Origin of the sequence: Streptomyces caatingaensis, assembly GCF_001187435.1 — a bacterium.
GTDB lineage: Bacteria > Actinomycetota > Actinomycetes > Streptomycetales > Streptomycetaceae > Streptomyces > Streptomyces caatingaensis.
Window position 1 is genome coordinate 359,466 of sequence record NZ_LFXA01000018.1, and the last position, 22,744, is coordinate 382,209.

20 protein-coding genes and 5 tRNA genes are annotated in these 22,744 nt (G+C 74.1%); 14 read left to right on the forward strand and 11 right to left on the reverse strand.

Going from position 1 to position 22,744, the window contains the following annotated elements:
• Positions 1-34 precede the first annotated feature (34 nt).
• Positions 35-706 (forward strand): GntR family transcriptional regulator, encoded by a 672-nt coding sequence (locus AC230_RS28340; protein ID WP_049719203.1) that lies wholly within the window; start codon positions 35-37, stop codon positions 704-706.
• A 121-nt stretch (positions 707-827) separates the two neighbouring features.
• Entirely contained in the window at positions 828-1,478 is a 651-nt protein-coding gene (locus AC230_RS28345) for a hypothetical protein (RefSeq protein ID WP_049719204.1), read from the forward strand.
• A 37-nt stretch (positions 1,479-1,515) separates the two neighbouring features.
• On the opposite strand, the gene AC230_RS28350 is transcribed toward AC230_RS28345, so the two are convergent.
• Positions 1,516-2,247: an SLATT domain-containing protein gene (locus AC230_RS28350; protein ID WP_049719205.1), complete on the reverse strand. Its 732-nt coding sequence runs from the start codon at positions 2,245-2,247 to the stop codon at positions 1,516-1,518.
• A gap of 274 nt (positions 2,248-2,521) precedes the next feature.
• Here AC230_RS28350 and purD point away from each other — a divergent pair, with 274 nt between their 5' ends.
• From purD to AC230_RS28380, 6 genes are all read left to right on the forward strand, one after another.
• A complete protein-coding gene (gene purD, locus AC230_RS28355) occupies positions 2,522-3,769 on the forward strand; it encodes a phosphoribosylamine--glycine ligase (RefSeq protein ID WP_049719531.1) in 1,248 nt (415 codons plus the stop codon).
• A gap of 290 nt (positions 3,770-4,059) precedes the next feature.
• Positions 4,060-5,721, forward strand: coding sequence for a hypothetical protein (locus AC230_RS28360; RefSeq protein WP_241833411.1), 1,662 nt, complete (start codon positions 4,060-4,062; stop codon positions 5,719-5,721).
• A gap of 36 nt (positions 5,722-5,757) precedes the next feature.
• A complete protein-coding gene (locus tag AC230_RS28365) occupies positions 5,758-7,137 on the forward strand; it encodes a N,N-dimethylformamidase beta subunit family domain-containing protein (RefSeq protein WP_049719207.1) in 1,380 nt (459 codons plus the stop codon).
• Positions 7,138-7,205: 68 nt separating this feature from the next.
• Positions 7,206-8,114, forward strand: coding sequence for a phosphoribosylaminoimidazolesuccinocarboxamide synthase (locus AC230_RS28370; protein WP_049719208.1), 909 nt, complete (start codon positions 7,206-7,208; stop codon positions 8,112-8,114).
• 43 nt (positions 8,115-8,157) lie between these two features.
• The gene (locus tag AC230_RS28375) at positions 8,158-8,853 is read left to right on the forward strand and encodes a response regulator transcription factor (protein WP_049719209.1); all 696 of its coding nucleotides are present in this window, start codon (positions 8,158-8,160) and stop codon (positions 8,851-8,853) included.
• Positions 8,850-10,292 (forward strand): HAMP domain-containing sensor histidine kinase, encoded by a 1,443-nt coding sequence (locus tag AC230_RS28380; protein WP_078871638.1) that lies wholly within the window; start codon positions 8,850-8,852, stop codon positions 10,290-10,292. Before AC230_RS28375 ends, AC230_RS28380 begins: the two co-directional genes overlap by 4 nt.
• A 41-nt stretch (positions 10,293-10,333) precedes the next feature.
• On the opposite strand, the gene AC230_RS28385 is transcribed toward AC230_RS28380, so the two are convergent.
• From AC230_RS28385 to AC230_RS28430, 10 genes are all read right to left on the reverse strand, one after another.
• Positions 10,334-10,409: transfer RNA gene (locus AC230_RS28385), tRNA-Gly, on the reverse strand.
• Between the two features lie 36 nt (positions 10,410-10,445).
• Complete coding sequence (locus tag AC230_RS28390) at positions 10,446-11,039, reverse strand: response regulator transcription factor (RefSeq protein WP_049719533.1); 594 nt, start codon at positions 11,037-11,039, stop codon at positions 10,446-10,448.
• Between the two features lie 8 nt (positions 11,040-11,047).
• Positions 11,048-12,523 carry a sensor histidine kinase gene (locus AC230_RS30480; RefSeq protein WP_078871639.1) on the reverse strand — a complete coding sequence of 492 codons (1,476 nt, stop codon included), beginning with the start codon at positions 12,521-12,523 and terminating at the stop codon, positions 11,048-11,050.
• Between the two features lie 13 nt (positions 12,524-12,536).
• The gene (locus AC230_RS28400; protein ID WP_078871689.1) at positions 12,537-13,298 is read right to left on the reverse strand and encodes an ABC transporter permease; all 762 of its coding nucleotides are present in this window, start codon (positions 13,296-13,298) and stop codon (positions 12,537-12,539) included.
• A gap of 5 nt (positions 13,299-13,303) precedes the next feature.
• On the reverse strand, positions 13,304-14,269 hold the full coding sequence (locus AC230_RS28405; RefSeq protein ID WP_049719211.1) for an ABC transporter ATP-binding protein: 966 nt from the start codon (positions 14,267-14,269) through the stop codon (positions 13,304-13,306).
• Positions 14,270-14,442: 173 nt separating this feature from the next.
• Positions 14,443-14,515 (reverse strand) — tRNA-Gly (locus AC230_RS28410).
• 74 nt (positions 14,516-14,589) lie between these two features.
• Positions 14,590-14,661, reverse strand: a tRNA-Gly gene (locus AC230_RS28415).
• A 43-nt stretch (positions 14,662-14,704) separates the two neighbouring features.
• Positions 14,705-14,776, reverse strand: a tRNA-Gly gene (locus tag AC230_RS28420).
• Positions 14,777-14,819: 43 nt separating this feature from the next.
• Positions 14,820-14,891: transfer RNA gene (locus AC230_RS28425), tRNA-Gly, on the reverse strand.
• Between the two features lie 196 nt (positions 14,892-15,087).
• A complete protein-coding gene (locus tag AC230_RS28430; RefSeq protein WP_049719212.1) occupies positions 15,088-15,405 on the reverse strand; it encodes a histone-like nucleoid-structuring protein Lsr2 in 318 nt (105 codons plus the stop codon).
• 316 nt (positions 15,406-15,721) lie between these two features.
• On the opposite strand from AC230_RS28430, the gene purS reads away from it, so the two are divergent.
• The 6 genes from purS (at position 15,722) to purM (ending at position 22,690) form a co-directional block, all read left to right on the forward strand.
• Positions 15,722-16,015 (forward strand): phosphoribosylformylglycinamidine synthase subunit PurS, encoded by a 294-nt coding sequence (purS, locus tag AC230_RS28435; RefSeq protein WP_049719213.1) that lies wholly within the window; start codon positions 15,722-15,724, stop codon positions 16,013-16,015.
• Positions 16,016-16,071: 56 nt separating this feature from the next.
• Complete coding sequence (gene purQ / locus AC230_RS28440) at positions 16,072-16,749, forward strand: phosphoribosylformylglycinamidine synthase subunit PurQ (protein WP_049719535.1); 678 nt, start codon at positions 16,072-16,074, stop codon at positions 16,747-16,749.
• Positions 16,746-18,995, forward strand: coding sequence for a phosphoribosylformylglycinamidine synthase subunit PurL (gene purL / locus AC230_RS28445; RefSeq protein ID WP_049719214.1), 2,250 nt, complete (start codon positions 16,746-16,748; stop codon positions 18,993-18,995). Before purQ ends, purL begins: the two co-directional genes overlap by 4 nt.
• Before the next feature lie 131 nt (positions 18,996-19,126).
• Positions 19,127-19,945, forward strand: a complete 819-nt coding sequence (locus AC230_RS28450; protein ID WP_049719215.1) for a sterol carrier family protein — start codon at positions 19,127-19,129, stop codon at positions 19,943-19,945.
• Positions 19,946-20,049: 104 nt separating this feature from the next.
• Positions 20,050-21,567 (forward strand): amidophosphoribosyltransferase, encoded by a 1,518-nt coding sequence (purF, locus tag AC230_RS28455; protein ID WP_049719216.1) that lies wholly within the window; start codon positions 20,050-20,052, stop codon positions 21,565-21,567.
• A 25-nt stretch (positions 21,568-21,592) separates the two neighbouring features.
• The gene (gene purM / locus AC230_RS28460) at positions 21,593-22,690 is read left to right on the forward strand and encodes a phosphoribosylformylglycinamidine cyclo-ligase (RefSeq protein WP_049719217.1); all 1,098 of its coding nucleotides are present in this window, start codon (positions 21,593-21,595) and stop codon (positions 22,688-22,690) included.
• Positions 22,691-22,744 lie beyond the last annotated feature (54 nt).

The window sequence follows — 22,744 nt, forward strand, 5'->3', positions numbered from 1 at the left end:
TGGCGCGCGGTCACGGAAGGGGAGACGGACGACGATGCCCGGCAGCGAGGCTGTCAAGCGCACGACACTGCGCTCACAGATCGCCGACGCCCTGCGCGAGGAGGTCATCGCGGGCCGGCTCCCGGCGGGCCGGCAGTTCACCGTCAAGGAGATCGCCGAGAGCTACGGGGTGTCGGCCACCCCCGTCCGCGAGGCCCTGCTCGACCTGTGCTCGCAGGGGCTCCTCGACGTGGAGCTGCACCGGGGCTACCGGGTGCGGGAGTTCTCGTACGCCGACTTCATCGACATGGTCGAGGCCCGCACGATGATGCTGGAGGGCATGTTCCGGCACGCCACCGAGCAGGCGCTGACCGCCGCCACCCCGCCCGTCCTGGCCTCCGTGCGGCGCCGAGCCGAGGAGGCGTCACGCGCCGCGAGCGCCGGTGACCTCGACATCCTCATCGGCTACGACCTGCGCTTCTGGCGCGAGTTCGCGGCCCTGGTCGGCAACCCCTACATCTCCGACTTCCTGGACCGGGTCCGCGTGCAGTGCTGGGTCTTCATGGTGCCGCTGCTGCGCCGGGTCGCCGACCTGCGCGGCCGGCTGTGGTGCGGCCACACGGAGATGGTGGACGCGCTGGCCCGCCGGGAGGCGGCCGCCGTCCGGCGCATCGTCACCGGTTACAACACGCACGCGATGACGCTCATCAAGTCCCTGACGGCCTGAAAGCCGCCGGTCCGGCGGCGGGATCCGGCCCTCCGCGCCCTCCGGCCCGTGTGACAACCCGCTGAGCGGCACTACTCTGGCCCGACCATCGCACCGACGGCGAAAACGAGAGTGAGCTCACGTGGCCTGTGACCTCTGGCTTGTCCCCCTGGTCGACGTGCTCTGCCACAGCCCCGACAACCCCTTCGCCGAGGAGATAGCCGTCTACGACAAGGCGCTCGGCGACGCGGGGCTGCCGCCCGTCCCCGTCTTCGGCTACATGCCGGGCCTGTCCGGGGACGTGGCCCCCGTCGCGGGCTTCGACTACGACGCGCTCCACTTCCTGCGCCGCGCCCACCTGCTGAACCTGTGCGGGCTGTCCGTCACCCCCGTGGACGAACTCGGCGGCGACTACGAGCAGTTGCTGGAGATGTTCGAGCCGACGGCCCGGCAGTCGCACCTGGTCTGGCACTACGACCACGCCGGCGCCTACGTCCCGGTGGACTTCGCCGAGCCGCTGGCCACCGACGAACTCCTCGACGGCGGCGGCCCCTTGGGGTCCAGCCACGGTCTGCTGCGCGAACTGCGGTCCGTGGCACCGGTGCTGGGCATCGACCCGGACAACCCGCCCGAGGCGCCGGCCGCGCCCGGCCGGCCCACCGCCCTGGACGAGCGGGCCGCGCCCGGCCCGGCGGACGACAGCCCGTTCGCCCGGGAGCGCCACGTGTGGCTGGGGCTGCACGCGGCGGCCACCCGGAGCCTGGGCCAGGGCTCGATGATCGTCTTCAGCTGAGCCGTCCCCCCGCGGGCCGGTGGCCCTCCGGAGCCGCCTAGCGGGGCGACTCCGGGGGCCGCTGGCGCGGCATGTTCGGCCGGGAACCGGGCGGGAGCGGGAAGCGGCCGACGGCCGCCCCGTTCTCCCCCCGGGGGCCCCAGGCGACCAGCGACTGCGTCAGCAGCGGCGCCGGCCCGGCCCTGAACTCCACCATCCAGTCGGCCGTTTCGGCCCGGACGAGCTCCGACACATCCTCCGAGAAGCGGCGCAGCACCGTCAGACAGCGCTCGGCCGCCTCGCTCGCCGTGCCCTCGGTCGGACCGAGCACCTCGCGGACGCACTCCGACGCCCAGTCGAACTGCAGCACCTCCAGCCGCCGTTGGACCGCCTGCGCGGTGGCCACGGCGCGCATCCAGCCCGTGGTCAGCCCGAAGTAGCGGTCGCAGCCGACGCAGGCCACCGTGCCCAGCAGGGCGAGGAACGCCCAGGTGGAACCGGAGCGCAGGGCCCCGGCCAGCTGCAGCAGCGGCAGCGCGGCGCCGACGACCGTGAACGCCGCGGAGGCCACCCGCAGCACGCGGGCCCAGCGCCGTTTCCACGCGCGGTCCGCCAGATACCAGTCCGCCAGGTACAGCGCGCCGCTCTCCACCCACCGGTACAGCTCGTCCAGCCGCTGGGCCGGCTCCCCCCAGTCGCCGAGCGGGAACGTCCGGCCGCGCAGGTCTCCCCGGTGTTTCCCGTCCTGCTCCTTGGGGGGTCCCTCGGGCCGCATCTCAGGCTGGCTCACCCCTGTACTCCCTCTTCGCCGCTGAGTACCCCTGTCACCGCCCCTTTCCTACCGCCGAACGGTTGGCCTTGTGCACCGGATCGGGCCTTTGCCGCCCGTAAGTGCCTGGGAATCGGGTATAGGGGCCCTTTTCGCCCTCACTCGAAAGAGTGGGTCACCTGTGTGGACGTGACGGGGCGCGTGCGGCGAAACGTTCTGACGAGGCCTGACGGGCATGGTGGGAGAGCCGGGACAGGCGGCACTGATCGTTCCGGAAGGCAATAGGGTGACCCCCGTGAAGGTCCTCGTCATCGGCGGCGGCGCCCGCGAACACGCCCTGTGCCGCTCACTGTCCCTCGACCCCGACGTCACCGCGCTGCACTGCGCCCCCGGCAACGCCGGCATCGCCGAGGTCGCCGAGGTGCACCCGGTCGACGCCCTCGACGGCGCGGCCGTCGCGGACCTGGCCGCGTCCCTGGGCGCGGACCTCGTCGTCGTCGGCCCGGAGGCGCCGCTGGTCGCCGGCGTGGCCGACGCGGTCCGCGCGCGCGGCATCCCCGCCTTCGGCCCCTCCGCCGAGGCGGCCCGGCTGGAGGGCTCCAAGGCGTTCGCCAAGTCCGTGATGGCGTCCGCGAACGTGCCCACCGCCCGCAGCTACGTGTGCACCACCCCCCAGGAGATCGACGCCGCGCTCGACGCCTTCGGCGCCCCCTACGTCGTCAAGGACGACGGCCTCGCGGCCGGCAAGGGCGTCGTCGTCACCGACGACCTCGCCACGGCCCGCGCGCACGCGCTCGCCTGCGACCAGGTGGTGATCGAGGAGTTCCTCGACGGCCCCGAGGTCTCCCTCTTCGCCGTCACCGACGGCGAGACCGTCGTCCCCCTCCAGCCCGCCCAGGACTTCAAGCGCGCCCTCGACGGCGACGAGGGCCCCAACACCGGTGGCATGGGCGCCTACTCGCCGCTGCCCTGGGCCGACCCCGGCCTGGTGGACGAGGTGCTGCGGACCGTCCTCCAGCCGACCGTCGACGAACTGCGGCGCCGCGGGACGCCGTTCGGCGGCCTGCTCTACGCGGGCCTGGCGATCACCTCGCGCGGCGTGCGGGTCATCGAGTTCAACGCCCGCTTCGGCGACCCGGAGACACAGGTCGTCCTGGCGCGCCTGAGGACCCCGCTCGCCGGGCTGCTGCACGCGGCCGCCACCGGCTCCCTCGCCGCCTTCCCGCCGCTGCGCTGGGACGACGGCGCCGCCGTGACGGTCGTCGTCGCCGCGCACAACTACCCCGGCGCCCCGCGCACCGGCGACCCGATCGAGGGCCTGGCCGAGGCGGACGCCGTCGAGGACGCCTACGTCCTGCACGCCGGCACCCGGCGCGACGCGGCGTCGGGCGCGGTCGTCAGCGCCGGCGGCCGGGTCCTGTCCGTGACGGGGACCGGCGCCGACCTCGCCCGGGCCCGGGAGCGGGCGTACGAGGCGGTGGCCCGCATCCGTCTGGACGGCGGGCGGCACCGGACGGACATCGCGGCCAAGGCCGCCGGCTGACACCCCCCTCCCGGGGGCCGGGCCCCCGGGACAGCCGGAACCGCGCCCACGCAGCTGCTTTGGGCAAAGCCATTCCATCGGGTGACCAATAGGCCGATCGGCTGACGTACGCCCCAGGCCCAACTAGGGTGCCGCGCAGGCCGACTGCCGTGCGTCCGGCAACTGGCCCACCGGCATTGCGATGTCAGAGGCCGGTGCCACAGTGGGGTGGTAGGCGACGACGACGGCCCCCTCCCGGCCGCCGCGGCTCCTCGGAAAGGCCCACAGCGCACGTCAGGCAACTGGGGGTGATCGGTCTCGTGGCAGGTACGGAAGCCGGCGCGCACGCCGCGCGCACCCGGGCGCTGGCCGTGCTGCGCGTCCGCAGCACCGCGCTGGCCGTCGCCCTGCTGCCGGCCGCCGCCGCCGTGGTGCTCCTCACGGGCTCGCTCACCGGCCGCATCCCGGACGGCAGCGCGGCGGGCGCCGCCGGCCCGGCCGTGACCGCGGCCGCCCTGGTCGTCCTCGCCCTCGCCGGGGTGGTGGCCGCGGTGGTCGTCCGGGCCCGGCCCGCGCTCAGCCCCACCGTGCCCGTCCCCGAAGAGACCGCCCCCGACCTCTACCGCCTGGTCCGCGACCTCGCCGACCGGCTCGACGTCCCGGCGCCCTCCGCCATAGCCCTCACCCCCGACTGCGACAGCTGGCTGGAGGACCGCACGCACCCCGCGCACCGCCCCCGCCCCGCGCCGGGCGGGCGCGGGGCCGCGCCGGTGCTGGTGATCGGCTCGCCGTTCCTGTGGTGGATGCGCGTCGCCGAGCTGCGCGCCCTGCTCGCCCCGGTCGTCGCCGGCACCGGCCCGTCCGCCCAGCCGGACATAGCGGCCGCCCGCCGCTTCGTCCGCGGCCTGGACGCCGCCGTGGCCGTCGCCGCCCGCCGCCCCCCGCTGGCCTTCGTCGGCTGGACGGCCAGGGTGCTGCTGCGCTCCTGCCGCGAGCACGCCGCCGAGATGGAGCGCGGCGTCGCCGCGGCCGCCGCCGAGCGCGCCCAGACCGTCGACTACGGTCTGCGGATCGTCGCCCAGGAGCAGGTCGGCCTCGCCTACGCCGGCTGGGACCGGCTGCTCAACCGCGTCGCCCTGCCCGCCTGGCGGATGGGCCGCTGGCCCTCCCGGCTGGACGCCGGCGTGGTCTCCGCGCTCACCGAGCTCTCCCGCCGCGACCGGCTCGCGGAGGGCTTCGCCTCCCGCCTCGGCGAGCGCCCCGCCTGCGACCTGCTGGAGGAGCCGGGCGTCATCGACGAGGCCGCCTCCCTGCTGGCCGCCCGCCTCTTCCACGGCGGCCCCGACCGGCCCGGCCCCGGCTGGACCCCGGTCAGCTGGAGCCAGTACCCCGAGGAGGTCGTGGACCGCAAATGGCGGCTGGAGGCCGCCCGGCTGCACCGCGTCCTGGAGGACGTCCTCGACGACCTCACGGTCTGCCCCGCCGGGCCGCCGCCCCTCGCCGACGCCACCCCCGCCCCGCCCACCGTCGCCCGCGTCCTCGACCGCCTCACCGGCCCGGCCGGCCCGGGCGTCGGCGCGCGGCTGGGCGCCCGGCTCAGCGCCGAGCTGGCCCGCGAGGCCGGTCACCGCGCCGCCGGCCCCCGGCCGCCCGGCGGTCCGGGCGCGCGCGGCGCCGACGGGCCGCGGTGCGACGGGCTCGTCCCGCTGTTCCCGCCCCAGCCGCCGCGCAGCGACCGCGAGTTGCTCACCGACCACGTCACGGCCATGGTCTGCTGCGCCGCCGTGGACACCGCGGGCGCGGTCCCCGGCCTCGACTGGCTCGACGGCCCCGCCCTGCTGGTCGGCGGCGCCCGCCGCGCCGACCTGGCCCGCACGGTGCTCAGCCTCGTCGAGGACGGGGACGGGGAGCCGCTGCGCGCCTGGCTGGGCGAGGTCGGGGTGCGCCCGGAGAAGCCGGTCCGGCTCGGCTGAGCGCGGCGCGGCCAGGGGAAGCGGAGGGAGGGCGGGGTGGACGGCTGGGAGTCCGGCGCGCTCGCGCACGCCGCGGCCGACCCCTTCCGCGCGGCCCCCCCGCTGCCCTGGCTGCACGGCACCGCCGACGCGCCCTGGTACGCGGCCGACGACGTCCGCCGTCCCGTCCGCGGCTTCACCTCCCGGCCCTCCGTCACCGCCGGCGAGACCCTGGACCTGCGCGTCACCGTCGAGCCCCCGCGCCCCTTCACCGTGACCGTCCACCGCGTCGGTCACTACGCCGGGCACGGGGCCGCCACCGTCGCCGAGAGCCCGCCCCTGGCCGGGACGGCCCAGCCGCCGCCCCTCGTCGCCGACCGGGCCGTCTCCTGCCACCACTGGTGGCTCTCCTGGCGCCTGCCCGTCCCCGCCCACTGGCCGCCCGGCGCCTACGTCGCCGTCCTCGCCACCGCCGGCGGCGACCGCGCCCACGTGCCCTTCACCGTCCGCGACCCGGCCCCCACCGACCTGCTGCTCGTCCTGCCCGACCTCAGCTGGGACGCCCACAACCTCTACCCCGAGGACGGCCGTACCGGCGCCGCCCTGCACCGCGCCTGGGACGAGGACGGCCGGCTGCTCGGCGAGGAGGACGCGGCGGTCACCGTCTGCGCCGACCGCCCCTACGCGGGCACCGGCCTGCCCCCGGACATCGGGCACGCCTACGACGTCATCCGCTGGGCCGAGCGCCAGGGCTACGACCTCGGCTGCGCCCACGCCTCCGACCTGCACGCGGGCCGCGTCGACCCGGCCCGCCACCGCGGCCTGGTCTTCCCCGGCCCCGCCCCGTACTGGTCGGCGCCCCTGCGGCACGCCGCCGAGGCCGCCCGCGACGCCGGCACGTCCCTGGTCTTCCTCGGCGCCGGCGCCCTCCTCCGGCAGGTCGCCACGGCCCCCTCGCCGGCCGGCCCCGACCGGCTGCTGACCTGCCGCCGGTCCCGCGCGTCCGGCCGCTCCGCGGCGCGCTGGCGCGACGCCGCCCCCGAGCAGCAGCTCCTGGGCATCCAGTACGCGGGCCGGGTCCCCGCCCCCGCCCCCCTGGTCGTCCGCAACGCCCGGCACTGGCTGTGGGAGGGCACCGGCGCGGCCGAGGGCGAGGAGCTCCCCGGCCTGGTCGCGGGCGCCGCCGACCGCTACCACCCGCGCACGGCCCTGCCCGCGCACACCGAGCGCGTCCTGCTCGCCCACTCCCCGTACCGGGACGCCAAGGGCGCCCGGCGCCACCAGGAGACGTCCCTCTACCGGGCCCCGAGCGGCGCCCTGGTCTTCGCCGCCGGCACCTCCGCCTGGGCCCCCGCCCTGGACCGCGCGGGCCACACGGACGCCCGGATCCAGCGCGCCACGGCCAACCTCCTCGACCACATCTGCAAACCCGCCTGACCCCCTGCCGGGGCCGCCCCGGCCATGCGGCAGAATCGAGACGTTTGGACAAACCACCAGGAGGACGCGTGTCCGGATTCGTCGAGAAGCCCGAACCCGTGCAGGTGCCCGGACTTGTGCACCTGCACACGGGCAAGGTCCGCGACCTGTACCGGGACGGGGACGGGCGGCTCGTGATGGTCGCCAGCGACCGGATGTCCGCCTACGACTGGGTGCTGCCCACCGGGATCCCCGACAAGGGCCGCATCCTCACCCAGCTGTCCCTGTGGTGGTTCGACCGCCTCACCGACCTCGTCGCGAACCACGTCCTCTCCACCGAGCCGCCGGCCGGCGCCCCCGCCGACTGGGCGGGCCGCACGCTCGTCTGCCGCTCCCTCGACATGCTCCCCGTCGAGTGCGTCGCCCGCGGCTACCTGACCGGCTCCGGCCTGGCCGAGTACGAGCAGACGCGCACCGTCTGCGGCCTCGCCCTCCCCGAGGGCCTCGTCGACGGCTCCGAGCTGCCCTCCCCGATCTTCACGCCCGCGGCGAAGGCGGAGGTCGGCGAGCACGACGAGAACGTCTCCTACGAGGAGGTGGCCCGGCAGGTCGGCGCCGAGACGGCGGCGGAGCTGCGGCAGGCGACGCTCGCGGTCTACGACCGGGCGCGGGAGATCGCCCGGGACCGCGGGATCGTCCTCGCCGACACGAAGTTCGAGTTCGGCCGGGACCCCTCGGACGGCGGCCGGCTCTACCTCGCGGACGAGGTCCTCACCCCCGACTCCTCCCGCTTCTGGCCGGCCGACCAGTGGACCCCCGGCCGCCGCCAGCCCTCCTTCGACAAGCAGTACGTCCGCGACTGGCTCGCTTCCCCCGCCTCCGGCTGGGACCGCCACGGCGGCACCCCCCCGCCGCCCCTCCCCGACGACGTCGTCGCCCAGACCCGGGCCCGCTACGTGGAGGCGTACGAACGCCTGACGCTGACCCGCTGGCAGTGAGCGCGGGCCGGGGGCGGAACGAACCCACCTAGAGTGGGGACGCATGGCCACCCCCACCCCCCTCCTCGTCGTGGACGACGACCCGGACGTCCGCGAAGCCGTCGCCGACAGCCTCCGCGTGGAGGGCTACGAGGTCCGCACCGCCAAGGACGGCCTGGAAGCCCTCGAAGCCCTGGCCGAGGAGCAACCCGCCGCCCTCGTCCTCGACCTCGCCATGCCCGTCCTCGACGGCCTCTCCGTCTGCCGGCGCCTGCGCGACCTCGGGGACCGCACCCCCGTGCTCGTCCTCACCGCGCGGGACGCCGTCTCCGACCGCGTCGCGGGCCTGGACGCCGGAGCCGACGACTACCTCGTCAAGCCCTTCGCCCTCGACGAGCTCCTCGCCCGCCTCCGCGCCCTGCTCCGCCGCGTGGCCCCCGCCGGCGCGCAGGCGGACGAGCGGCGGCTGACGTTCGAGGACCTGACCGTGGACCCGGTCACCCGCACCGGCACCCGCTCCGGCGTCCACCTCGACTTCACCCGCACCGAGTTCACGCTCCTGGAGCTGTTCCTGCGGAACCCCGGCCAGGTCCTGCCCCGGGAGACGATCCAACAGCACGTCTGGGGCACCGACTTCGGCCCGGAGTCCAACTCCCTCTCCGTCTACATCGGTTACCTCCGCCGCAAGCTGGAGCAGGGCGGCGGCCCCCGCCTCCTGCACACCGTGCACGGCGTCGGCTACCGGCTGGCGGCCCGGTGAACCCCCGCACGGAACCCGGGACGAGGGCCCGCACCGGAGCCCGCACGAGGGCCCGCGTCAAGGCCCGCCTCCGCACCCGCCTCGCCCTCGTCACGACGGCCGCCGTCGCCCTCGTCGCCCTCGGCGTGCTCGCCGCCGCGTACGTCGTCATCCGCTACGAGATCAGGAACCAGCTCGACCTCCAGCTGAAGCAGCAGTCCGGCGTGCTCGTCCAGCAGGGCAGGCAGGGCGGCACCGGCGTGCTGTACGGGGAGTGCGCCTGGCTCGCGGCCCCGGCCTGCGCCCAGGTCGTCCCGGCCGACCCGGCGGCTCCCGGACAGGGCGGGCTGGTCCTGCCCGTCACCGGCGCCACGCGCCGCGTCGCGGCCGGCACCCTCGGCCCGTACTACAGCGACATCGTCCGCGACGGCCGCTCGCTGCGGATGTACACGACGCCCCTCGGCGGCGGCCGCGCGCTCCAGGTCGCCGTGCGCTCCGACACCGTGGAGAAGGGCGTCCACCAGGCCGGCCTGCTCCTCGGCGCGGTCGGCGGCGCCGGGGTGCTGCTGGCGGCCGGCCTCGGCTACTTCTCCTCCCGCACGGCGCTGCGCCCCGTGACCCGGCTCACCGCGACCGCCGAGCGCATCGCCGCCACCCGCGACCCGGCCCACCGCATCGAGCTGCCGCCCCACGAGGCCGCCCGCGGCGACGAGATCACCCGCCTCACCGACAGCTTCAACACCATGCTCGGCGAGCTGGAGGACGCCGTCGCCGCCCAGCGCCGCCTCGTCGCGGACGCCTCCCACGAACTGCGCACCCCGCTCACCGCGCTCCGCACCAACGCCGAACTCCTCGCCCGCGCCGAGCGGCTCACCCCCGCGCAGCGCGACCGCGCCGCGGCCGCCCTGGGCCGCCAGTTGCGCGAGGTCACGGGCCTGGTCAACGACCTGATCGAACTGGCCCGGGACGAGGAGCCGCAGCAACTCGTCGAGCCCGTACGGCTGGACCTGCTCACCGAACGCTGCACGGCCGACGCGCGCGGTCACTGGCCGGACACCCCGTTCGCCGTGGACACGGAGGAGACCACGGTGGCCGGCGTCCCGGCACGCCTCGCCCGGCTCCTGTCCAACCTCCTCGACAACGCGGCCAAGTTCAGCCCGCCCGGCGGCACCGTCGAGGTCCGGCTCGGCCGGGACACCACGGGTCACATCGACCTCACGGTCCGCGACCACGGCCCGGGGATCTCCGCCGAGGACCTGCCGTACGTCTTCGACCGCTTCTACCGCTCCCGCCAGGCCCGGGCCCTGCCCGGCTCCGGGCTCGGCCTCGCCATGGCCCGGCAGATCGCCCGCGCCCACGGGGCCGGACTCACCGCGGAACGCCCCGAGGGCGGCGGCGCCCTCTTCCGCCTCCGCTTCCCCGGCCGTGGCACGGGGAACGCGGCGGACGGGGAGCGCTAGAACGCCGAAGGCCCCGGTCGTGGTGACCGGGGCCTTCGCTCTGGAGCGGACGACGAGGCTCGAACTCGCGACCTCAACCTTGGCAAGGTTGCGCTCTACCAACTGAGCTACGTCCGCATGCGCTCCGCGCGTTTCCGTGCGGTGCGGGTTCCACTATAGCCAACCCTGAGCGCGTGCGATGCGCGCCGCCGCATGGCGGTTCTCCGCACCGAGCTTCGCGGTGGCCGCCGAGAGGTAGTTGCGGACCGTCCCGACGGTCAGCCGGGCCCGCTCCGCGATCTCCGCGACGGGCGCCCCATCCTCCGCCAGCTCCAGCAGTTCGGCCTCGCGGGCGGTCAGCGGGGAGTCCCCCGCGCTGATCGCGTCGGCCGCCAACTCCGGGTCCACATAACGGCTTCCGCCGTGCACGGTGCGGATGATCTCGGCGAGCCGCTGGGCCGAGACGGTCTTCGGGACGAACCCCCGCACCCCCGCCTCCAGGGCCCGCTTGAGGTGTCCGGGCCGGCCGTGCCCGGTCACGATCATGGTGCGGCAGCCGGGGAGTTCGGATCTCAGCGTTGTGGCCACTGTCACACCGTCCGCGCCCGGCATCTGGAGATCCAGCACCGCGACATCGGGCCGGTGCGCCCGCGCCATGGCGATCGCCTCCGGTCCCGAGGCGGCCTCGGCGACCACGCGGAGATCGTCCTCCAGCCCGAGGAGCGCGGCGAGCGCGCCGCGGATGAGGTGCTCGTCGTCGGCGAGCATCACCGTGATCAAGAGCTCTCCCCTCCGCGCGCGGCGAGCACGGCGCCCCCGCCCCCCGGGACGGCCCCCGCCGCCGCCTCCTCGTCCCGCGCCCCCTGCACCTCCCCGGCCGCGAGCGCCCCTTCGGACCCGGCACCCCGTGCCTCCTCGGTCGCCGGCACCTCCTCGTCCCGCGCGGCCCGCGCCTCCCCGGTCACGCGCGCCCCCTCGACCGCGAGCGCCCCTTCACCCCCCGCACCCCCTGACTCCTCCGTCACACGCGCCTCCTCGGCCGCGAGCGGCAGCTCCACCGTCACCCGGAACGTCCCCTTGCCCCGGCGCTCGGCCGCGAGCGTCCCGCCCAGCGCGGCGGCCCGCTCGCGCAGCCCCGCGAGCCCGGAGCCGCCCCCGGAACCGCCCGCGCCACCGGACCCCACCCCGTCGTTCTCCATGATCATCACCACCCGGCCGTCGGCCGTCCGCAGCCGCACCGCGCACCGCCCGGCCTCCGCGTGCCGCAGCACGTTCGTCGTCCCCTCCCGGACCGTCCAGGCCAGCACCGACCGCACCGCGGACGGCAGTTCCTCCCGCACCGTGTCGTCGACGCGGCAGGCGATGCCCGCCGCGCCCAGGACGGCACGCGCCCCGGCCAGTTCCGCCGAGAGGTCCGCCTCCCGGTATCCACGGACCACCTCGCGCATGTCCCGCTGCGCGTCCCGGGCTATGCGCTGCACCTCGGCCATCTGCTCCACCGCCGCGGGCGACCCCCGCCGGGCCAGCTGCCCGGCGAGCTCGCTCTTGAGGGCGATCACCGTGAGATTGCGGCCGAGGACGTCGTGCACGTCCCGGGAGAAGCGCAGCCGCTCCTCCGCGACGGCCAGCCGCGCCTGCACGGCCCGCGCCGTCTCCGCCTCCCACATCACCGCGAGCACCCAGCCCGTGGTCCGCACCGTCGACAGACTCCACAGCGCCAGGAACCAGACGAGGAAGACGACGACCACCGCCCCCGCCGGCCGCCCCCCGAACAGCAGGACGAGCACCCCCGCCACCGGCCCGCCCACCAGGCACCACAGCAGATACGTCCGTACCCGGGCGGCCAGCAGGCTCAGCGCCCCGAAGAACGTCAGCCCGCCGGACAGGAGCGCGGTGCCCCGTGCCGTGGCGTGCGTGACCCCGTCGGTGCGGACCAGGGCGACCACCGCGACGATGGTGGCCACCTGCAACACCCCGGCGAGGACGGCCCGCCGCCAGGGAGCCGGCCGCCTCATCCGGTAATGCTCGAGCGCGCGCCGGAGCAGGCCCACTCCCAGCACGCACTGCCCCAGGGACAGCACGCACACCGCCTGCGACAGCCCCCGCCCCTCCCCGGTCTCGCTCAGCAGGGTGGGACTCGCGCTGAGCGGAAAGACGAACGGCAGCAGATACAGCGTCCAGCGCATATAGCTGTCCACCTGGGCGATCCTGCTCCGCCCCCGCCAGCCCGTCAGCCGTGCCGGTACCCCCATGTCCTCCCCCGTCTCAGCGCCGCGGCTCCCAACGGAACCACCGCTTCACAGCAAACACGGCCATCCCCGTCCAGGCCAAGGCGGTCATCACATGCCCTATCGCCGCATAGGCGCCCATTCCCCCGAGCCAGCCGCCGCGCATCAGCGCCAGGGCCGGGCTCAGCGGCAGCAGCTCGCACACCGAGGCCACCGGCGCGGGCAGGAGCTCCGGCGGAACGCCGATCCCCGAGCCCATCAGCGAGACGAGGAACAGCGGCAACGTCACGAGCTGGGCACTCTCCACGGACCGCGCCCACGCGGACGTCACCGCGGCGAGCGTGGCGCACACCACGATGCCCAGCACCAGCCCGGCCACCATCAGATCCGGCCGGGCCGGACCCCGCATCCCCAGCCGGCCCACGCCCACGACCGCCAGCAGCGCGCACTGCGCCACCGATATCAGCACGGCGGGCAGCGCCGTCCCCGCGAGGATCTCCGGATCCCGTGCCTCCCCGCAGCGCAGCCGCTTGAGGACGAGCTCCTCGCGCCGCGCCACATAGGCGCTGACGAGGTTCTGGTGGACCACGAAGAGCAGGACGAACCCGAAACCGGCCGTCAGCGCCAGCTCGTCGAGGGACATCCCGGTCTCGCCGAGGCCGAGCCCGTCGATGCCGCCGATGCTCCTCCGCATGGCCCAGGCCATCAACGGGGGCACCAGCACGGCCACATGGAGGGCGAGACGGTTCCGTCCGAGCAGGGTCAGCTCGGCGCGGCCCAGGGCCAGCACGCGCGTCATGGCCTTCACGCCTCCGCCCCCTCACGCGTCGCGTCCGCGCCGGCTATCGCCAGGAAGGCCTCCTCCAGCGAGGCCGTCCGCGCGTCCAGCCCCTCCAGCTCGACGCCCGTCTCCCGGGCCCACAGCAGGAGACCGGTCAGCGTGCGCTGCAGTTCCCGCGTCCTGAGCTCCACCTGCCCCCGTGCCTCCGGGAGTTCGGAGTGGTGCAGGACGCCCAGCTCGGCCAGCGGCGGCAGATCCCCGACGAACCAGCCCGGCGGCATCGCGAACCGGATCCGCGACGGCCGGCCGGCGATGACCTCACCGGGCGTGCCCGCGACCGCTATCCGGCCCTCGCTCATGATGGCCAGCCGGTCGGCCAGCGCCTCCGCCTCCTCCAGATAGTGCGTGGTGAGCACCACGGTCGTCCCCCCGTCGCGCAGCTCGCGGACCAACTCCCAGGTGAGACGGCGGGCCTGGGGGTCGAGCCCGGTGGTCGGCTCGTCCAGGAACAGCACCTCGGGCCGGCCCAGGAGGGCGAGGGCCAGATCCAGCCGCCGCCGCTCGCCGCCCGAGAGCTGTTTGACGCGGACGTCCCGCCGCCCGTCGAGCCCCACGAGCTCCAGCGCCTCGCCGACGGGCCGGGCCCCGCTGGTGCACCCCGCCCACATCGTCGCCGTCTCGACGGCCGTCAGCCCGGACGGAAAGCCGCCCTCCTGCAGCATCACGCCTATCCGGGGCCGCACCACGGCCCGTTCGCCATAAGGGTCGTGGCCGAAGACCCTGACCCGCCCCCCGGTCGGCGGGGCGAGGCCCTCCAGCAGCTCGACGGTGGACGTCTTGCCCGCCCCGTTCGTCCCCAGCAGCGCGAAGACCTCCCCGCGCCGTACGTCGAAGCTGACATCCCGCACGGCCTCGAAACCGGCGGCGCCCTCCGGCCCGTACCTCCGGCGCAGCCCCGAGACCTCGATCACACTCTCCCCGATGTCCATGGGTCCAGCGTCCCGGCGCCCCAAGGAGAAGTGCAGTGCGGCCCGTCATGACTTCCTCTGACAAACGTCATGTGGGGCGGGGAGGGAAGGAGGAGGAGCCGGGGAGCCGAGGACGCGGGGGAGCGGGGAAACGCCGAAGGCCCCGGTCGTGGTGACCGGGGCCTTCGCTCCGGAGCGGACGACGAGGCTCGAACTCGCGACCTCAACCTTGGCAAGGTTGCGCTCTACCAACTGAGCTACGTCCGCATGTGCTCCGCGCGTTTCCGTGCGGTGCGAGCACCACTCTACCTGATCCACCGGAGTGGTCGGTAAGCGATGAGAGCGGGTGACAGGAATCGCACACTGCGCCTCCCCCTTGGAAAGGGGGCGCTCTACTACTGAGCTACACCCGCGCGTCCGTCCTCCGGGCCACATGAGTGGCCGGTGGACGGTCGGAGCGGGTGACAGGAATCGCACACTGCGCCTCCCTCTTGGAAAGAGGGCGCTCTACTACTGAGCTACACCCGCGCGTCCGTCCTCCGGGCCGCAGGTGCGGCCGGTGGACGGTCGGAGCGGGTGACAGGAATCGCACACTGCGCCTCCCCCTTGGAAAGGGGGCGCTCTACTACTGAGCTACACCCGCGCGTTCCGGGGAGTCCGGCCTGTCGGCCTCGCCCCTCGGCGTGCTCCAGACTCTAGCGGATCATGTGGGGGCCGATGCAAATCCGGTGCGGGGAACGGCAGTCGGGCCGGTGGACGCTTGCGGACAGGCTCGTGCAAAGGCGGACAAGCGGGCCCCCGGGGAGCCGGCCAGGGGCCGCTTCCCGGGGGCGGGGTGATCAGTTCGCCGCGTTGAACGCCTCGTACACCTTCTTGGGGATCCGGCCCCGGGGCGGCACCTCCATGCCGTTGGACCGGGCCCAGGCACGCACCGCCGCCGGGTCGGGGGCGACGGAGGTGCGGCGGTAGGCCTTGCCGGAACGGGCACGCTTGCGGCCCGCGTCCAGGTAAGGCTCGAGGGCGAGCCGGAGTTTCTTCGCATTGGCAGTGTTGAGGTCGATCTCGTACGACTTGCCGTCGATGCCGAAGGTGACGGTCTCCGCGGCCTCTCCTCCGTCGATGTCATCGAAGAGCGTCACTACCACACGCTGCGCCACGGAATGGTCCTTTCAGCCTGTATCGCCGCGCTGACCTGCGGCGATGCATGGGATTAGGTGGTTCTCCGGCAATGCCTTTTCGGCTCTGCGACAAAGGACATTGTCCGGTGCAGCCCAGTTAATTCCGTCGGCGTGCCGGTTTGCAATGGGAACCGTGTGTCGGTCCGGTATTTTTCCGGGATTTTTTCCCCGGGTGGCGCTCCGGTGACCGTCGGTAAAGGCTCCGGAGACCGTTCCATATCTACTCGCGTAGATTTTTCGGGGCGGTACGCTGGCGGCACCGCTTCAGCTCACGCACCACACACCGGGAGTGCCAGTGGCACGCGTCGTAGTCGACGTCATGCTCAAGCCGGAGATCCTCGACCCGCAGGGGCAGGCGGTGCAGCGCGCGCTGCCACGCCTGGGCTTCGAGGGGATCGCCGGCGTCCGTCAGGGCAAGCGATTTGAACTCGAGGTGGAGGGCCCGGTCGACGACGCCGCCCTCGCCCGGGTCCACGAGATGGCGGAAACGTTTCTCGCCAACACCGTGATCGAGGACTTCACCGTCCGCGTCGAGACCGACGCCGACACCGTGGCCACGACCGGTACCGAGTCCGGGGTCCGGTCGTGACCCCCGGCCCGTCTCCCGCCGCCACCCGTCACGAACGCCCCGCGGGCCGCGGGAACATCAGGGTCGGGGTCGTCACCTTCCCCGGCACCCTCGACGACCGCGACACCCAGCGCGCCGTCCGGCTCGCCGGCCTGGAGGCCGTCCCGCTCTGGCACCGCGACAAGGACCTCAAGCAGGTGGACGCCGTCGTCCTGCCGGGCGGCTTCTCCTACGGCGACTACCTGCGGGCGGGCGCGATCTCCCGCTTCTCGCCGGTGATGGAGACCGTCGTCGAGCAGGCGAAGGCCGGGATGCCCGTCCTCGGCATCTGCAACGGCTTCCAGGTGCTCACCGAGACGCACCTGCTGCCCGGGGCGATGCTCCGCAACAACCACCTGCACTTCATCTGCCGCGACCAGAGGCTCCGCGTCGAGAACGCGGACACCGCCTGGACGGCCGACTACGCGGCGGGCCAGGAGATCTCCGTCCCGCTGAAGAACATCGACGGCCGCTACGTGGCCGACGAGCGCACGCTGGACGAGCTGGAGGCCGAGGGCCGGGTCGCCTTCCGCTACCTCGACGGCAACCCCAACGGCTCGCTCCGCGACATCGCCGGCATCACCAACGCCGCCGGCAACGTCGTCGGACTCATGCCGCACCCCGAGCACGCGGTCGAGCCGTTGATCGGCACGGGCCGCACGGACGGCCTCGGATTCTTCACCTCGCTCCTCAAGAAGCTGGTCAAGGCATCATGACCCTCGACACCGTCAAGCACGCCGCCGAGACCCCCGACGCCCCGCAGCCGTGGGCCGAACTCGGCCTCAAGCAGGACGAGTACGAGCGCATCCGCGCCATCCTCGGCCGCCGCCCGACCGGCGCCGAGCTCGCCATGTACTCCGTGATGTGGTCCGAGCACTGCTCCTACAAGAGCAGCAAGGTCCACCTCCGCCAGTTCGGCGAGAAGGCCCCGGCCAACGACGCGCTGCTCGTCGGCATCGGCGAGAACGCCGGCGTCGTCGACGCGGGCCAGGGCTACGCGGTCACCTTCAAGGTCGAGTCGCACAACCACCCGTCGTACATCGAGCCCTACCAGGGCGCCGCCACCGGCGTCGGCGGCATCGTCCGCGACATCCTCGCGATGGGCGCCCGCCCGGTCGCCGTGATGGACCCGCTGCGCTTCGGCGCGGCCGACCACCCCGACACCAAGCGGGTGCTGCCCGGCGTCGTCTCGGGCATCGGCGGCTACGGCAACTGCCTGGGCCTGCCCAACATCGGCGGCGAGGTCGTCTTCGACCCCTGCTACCAGGGCAACCCGCTGGTCAACGCGCTCTGCGTCGGCGTGATGAAGCACGAGGACATCCACCTCGCCAAGGCCTCCGGAGCCGGCAACAAGGTGATCCTCTACGGTGCCCGCACCGGCGGCGACGGCATCGGCGGCGTCTCCGTCCTCGCCTCCGAGACGTTCGACTCGACCGGCCCGGCCAAGCGGCCGGCCGTCCAGGTCGGCGACCCCTTCCAGGAGAAGCTCCTCATCGAGTGCACCCTGGAGGTCTTCCGCGAGAACCTGGTCACCGGCATCCAGGACCTCGGCGGCGCGGGCCTGTCCTGCGCCACCAGCGAGCTCGCCTCCGCCGGTTCCGGCGGCATGCGCGTCGAGCTCGACACCGTCCCGCTGCGCGACGCGAGCCTCTCGCCCGAGGAGATCCTCATGAGCGAGTCGCAGGAGCGCATGTGCGCGATCGTCGAACCCGGCAAGGTCGACCGCTTCCTGGAGATCTGCGAGAAGTGGGACGTCATCGCCACCGTCATCGGTGAAGTCACCGACGGCGAACGGCTGGAGATCTTCTGGCACGGCGAGCAGATCGTGGACGTGCCGCCGCGCACCGTCGCCCACGAGGGCCCGGTGTACGAGCGCCCGTACGCGCGCCCCGAGTGGCAGGACGCCCTCCAGGCCGACGACGCGGCGAAGCTGCCGCGCCCGGCGACCGGCGAGGAGCTGCGCGAGCAGGTCCTCAAGGTGGTCGCGTCCCCGAACCAGGCGTCCAAGTCCTGGATCACCGGCCAGTACGACCGTTTCGTGCAGGGCAACACGGTGCTGGCGCAGCCGGAGGACTCCGGCATGGTGCGCATCGACGAGGAGACCGGCCTCGGCGTCGCCGTCGCCACGGACGGCAACGGCCGCTACACCAAGCTCGACCCTTACGCGGGCGCCCAGTTGGCCCTCGCCGAGTCGTACCGCAACGTGGCCGCCACCGGCGCGCGTCCGCTGGCCATCTCCAACTGCCTCAACTTCGGTTCGCCCGAGGACCCGGGCGTCATGTGGCAGTTCGCGGAGGCCACGCGCGGGCTCGCGGACGGCTGCCTGGCGCTCGGCACCCCGGTCACCGGCGGCAACGTCTCGCTCTACAACCAGACCGGTGACACGGCCATCCACCCGACGCCGGTCGTGGCCGTCCTCGGCGTCATCGACGACGTCAACCGCCGTACGCCGATGGCGTTCGCGGAGGAGGGCCAGTTGCTCTACCTCCTCGGCGACACGCGCGAGGAACTCGGCGGCTCGGCCTGGTCGCAGGTGATCCACGACCACCTCGGCGGCCTGCCGCCGGCCGTGGACCTCGACCGCGAGAAGCTGCTGGGCGAGATCCTCATCTCGGCCTCCCGCGACGGCATGATCGACGCGGCGCACGACCTGTCGGACGGCGGTCTGATCCAGGCGGTCGTCGAGTCCTGCCTGCGCGGCGGCAACGGCGCCCGGCTCGTCGTCCCCGACGGCACCGACCCGTTCGTCTTCCTCTTCTCCGAGTCGGCCGGGCGCGCGGTCGTGGCCGTCCCGCGCAGCGAGGAGCTGCGCTTCACGGACATGTGCGGGGCGCGCGGGCTGCCGGCGACGCGCGTCGGTGTCGTGGACGGTGAATCCGTGGAGGTGCAGGGGCAGTTCAGCCTGCCGCTGGAGGAACTGCGGGCCGCTTACGAGGCGACGCTTCCCGCTCTCTTCGGGTAGGGGGATCCCCCCGCCCCGAGCCGGGGTTCCGCCCGGACCCGGTCCGGCCGCGGAGCCCCGGTCGCGCGGCGGAGCCGCGTCCGGTCCGGGGCGTTCCGGCCCGGGACGGGCATCCGCACTACGCTCGCCCCATGAGCCCTGCCCCCCGCAAGCCCCGCGCCCGCGTCCACGACCCCGCCAAGGTGCGGTCCGCCCTGGAGGGCCAACTCCGGGCGCTGTGCGGGGCGGTGAGGGAGCAGGCGGGGCGCCCGGACGCCTTCGACGCGCCCACCCGCCTCGGCGCGTGGACCGTACGGGAGCTCGTCGTCCACCTCGCGGCCGTGCTCGACCGGCTGCCCGGGCTGCTCGCCGCCGGCACCGCGCCGGACCCCGGGGAGCCCCGCGTCACCCTCCAGGAGTACGTGCCGCTGCTGCGCTCCGCCGCGGCGTCCGTCGACGAGGAGGCCGCGGCGGCCGCGGCGGGGCTCCAACCCCGGGACGCCGCCGAGCGGTTGGACGCGGCCGCCGGCCGGCTGCTGGAGGCCGCCGCCACCGATCCGGCGACCGTGGTCCGCAGCCGCTTCGGGCCCATGACCGTGGGGGACTTCCTGGTCACCCGCCTCCTGGAGGCCGTCGTGCACGCCGACGACCTCGCCGCCGCCACCGGCGCCGCGATCACCCACGACCGCCAGGCGCTGGCCGCCGTCACCCGGCTGCTGGCGGACGCGCTGGCCGCCGGGGCGCCCGGCGGCTCGGTGGAGGTGCGGATCCCGCCGTTCGCCGTGGTCCAGTGCGTGGCGGGCCCCCGGCACACCCGCGGAACCCCGCCGAACGTCGTCGAGACCGATCCGCTGACGTGGATCAGGCTGGCCACCGGCCGCCTCGCGTGGGCGGCCGCCGTGGAGGACGCGCTCGTCACCGCGAGCGGTGAACGGGCCGACCTCTCCGGCCAACTCCCCCTGCTCGCCTGAGCGCCGAACTCCCCTGCGTACGCGGCGAGTGGCTGTGCGTGGTGTGAGACATCCCCGGTCGTCCCCGGTTCGGATGAACCACGTGGCTGCCATAGACTCGAGGTGTGCCTCGTGGTGACGGACGACTCAACCACGACCTGCTCCCCGGCGAGAAGGGCCCCCAGGACGCTTGTGGCGTCTTCGGTGTCTGGGCTCCGGGGGAAGAGGTCGCCAAACTCACCTATTTCGGGCTGTATGCGCTGCAGCACCGTGGACAGGAGTCCGCGGGCATCGCGGTGAGCAACGGCTCCCAGATCCTGGTCTTCAAGGACATGGGCCTCGTGTCCCAGGTCTTCGACGAGACCTCCCTCGGCTCGCTCACCGGCCACATCGCCGTGGGCCACGCCCGCTACTCCACCACCGGGGCCTCGGTGTGGGAGAACGCCCAGCCCACCTTCCGCGCGACCGCCCACGGCTCCATAGCCCTCGGTCACAACGGCAACCTGGTCAACACGGCCGAGCTCGCCGAGATGGTCGCCGCGCTGCCGCGCGACGGCGGCCGGGCCACCCAGGTCGCGGCGACCAACGACACCGACCTGGTCACGGCCCTGCTCGCCGGGCAGACCGACGACGACGGCAAGCCGCTGACCGTCGAGGACGCGGCCGCCAAGGTCCTCCCGGACGTCAAGGGCGCCTTCTCGCTCGTCTTCATGGACGAGCACACCCTCTACGCCGCCCGCGACCCGCAGGGCATCCGCCCGCTCGTGCTGGGCCGCCTGGAACGCGGCTGGGTGATCGCCTCGGAGACCGCCGCCCTCGACATCGTCGGCGCGACGTTCGTCCGCGAGGTGGAGCCCGGCGAGCTGCTCGCCATCGACGAGCAGGGCGTGCGCAGCAGCCGCTTCGCCGAGGCCCGGCCCAAGGGCTGTGTCTTCGAGTACGTCTACCTGGCCCGCCCCGACACCGACATCGCGGGCCGCAACGTCTACCTCTCCCGCGTCGAGATGGGCCGCCGCCTGGCCCAGGAGGCGCCGGCCGAGGCCGACCTGGTCATAGCGACCCCGGAGTCCGGCACCCCGGCCGCCGTCGGGTACGCCGAGGCCAGCGGCATCCCGTACAGCGCGGGCCTGGTCAAGAACAGCTACGTCGGCCGGACGTTCATCCAGCCCAGCCAGACCATCCGCCAGCTCGGCATCCGGCTCAAGCTCAACCCGCTCAAGGAGGTCATCCGCGGCAAGCGCCTGGTGGTCGTGGACGACTCCATCGTCCGCGGCAACACCCAGCGCGCCCTGGTGCGGATGCTGCGCGAGGCGGGCGCCGCCGAGGTCCACATCCGGATCTCCTCGCCGCCGATCAAGTGGCCGTGCTTCTTCGGCATCGACTTCGCCACCCGCGCCGAGCTGATCGCCAACGGCATGACGGTGGAGGAGATCGGCAAGTCCCTGGGCGCCGACTCGCTGGCCTACATCTCCATCGACGGCATGATCGAGGCGACCACGATCGCCAAGCCGAACCTGTGCCGGGCCTGCTTCGACGGCGAGTACCCGATGGAGCTGCCCGACCCCGAGCTGCTCGGCAAGCACCTGCTGGAGTCCGAGCTCGCAGGCGGCCCCGACGCCGCGGACGCCCTGCGCCGCCCGTAAGAACGACACGAAAGATCTCAGGAACATGACTTCCGCAGCATCTTCGGAGCGTGCTCCGCACGCGGGCACCGGTGCCAGCTACGCGAGCGCGGGCGTCGACATCGAGGCGGGCGACCGCGCCGTCGAACTCATGAAGGAGTGGGTGAGGAAGGCGACCCGCCCGGAGGTCGTCGGCGGCCTCGGCGGCTTCGCCGGCCTCTTCGACGCCAGTGCCCTCAAGCGCTACGAGCGCCCGCTCCTCGCCTCCGCCACGGACGGCGTCGGCACCAAGGTGGACATCGCCCGCCGCATGGGCGTCTACGACACCATCGGCCACGACCTCGTCGGCATGGTCGTCGACGACCTGGTGGTCTGCGGCGCCGAGCCGCTGTTCATGACCGACTACATCTGCGTCGGCAAGGTCTACCCCGAGCGGGTCGCCGCGATCGTCAAGGGCATCGCCGAGGGCTGCGCCCTCGCGGGCTGCGCGCTGGTCGGCGGCGAGACCGCCGAGCACCCGGGGCTGCTCGGCGCGGACGAGTTCGACGTGGCGGGCGCCGGCACCGGAGTGGTCGAGGCCGACCGGGTGCTGGGCGCCGATCTCATCCGCAAGGGCGACGTCGTCATCGCGATGGCCTCGTCCGGACTTCACTCGAACGGGTACTCGCTGGTCCGCCACGTGCTCTTCGACCGGGCCGGCTGGGCGCTCGACCGCGAGGTCCCGGAGTTCGGCCGCACCCTCGGCGAGGAGCTGCTGGAGCCGACCCGGATCTACTCGCTCGACTGCCTGGCCCTCACCCGCACCACCGAGGTGCACGCCTTCTCGCACATCACCGGCGGCGGGCTCGCCAACAACCTCGCGCGGGTGATGCCGGACGGTCTGCACGCGGCGATCGACCGCTCGACCTGGACGCCGGGCGCGGTGTTCTCCCTGGTCGGCGAGGTCGGCGGGGTCGAGCGGGCGGAGCTGGAGAAGACGCTGAACATGGGCGTCGGCATGGTCGCCGTCGTCCCCCGGGACTCCGCCGACGTGGCGCTGGCCACCTGTGCCGACCGCGGTGTGGACGCCTGGGTCGCGGGAGAGATCACCGAGCGCGCCGACGGCGCCGACGCGGTGGTGCTGAACGGTGACCACGCGAGCTGACCGGCGACGCCGGGGTGCCGCCCGGGGCCACCGGTCCCGGGCAGCACAGAACCC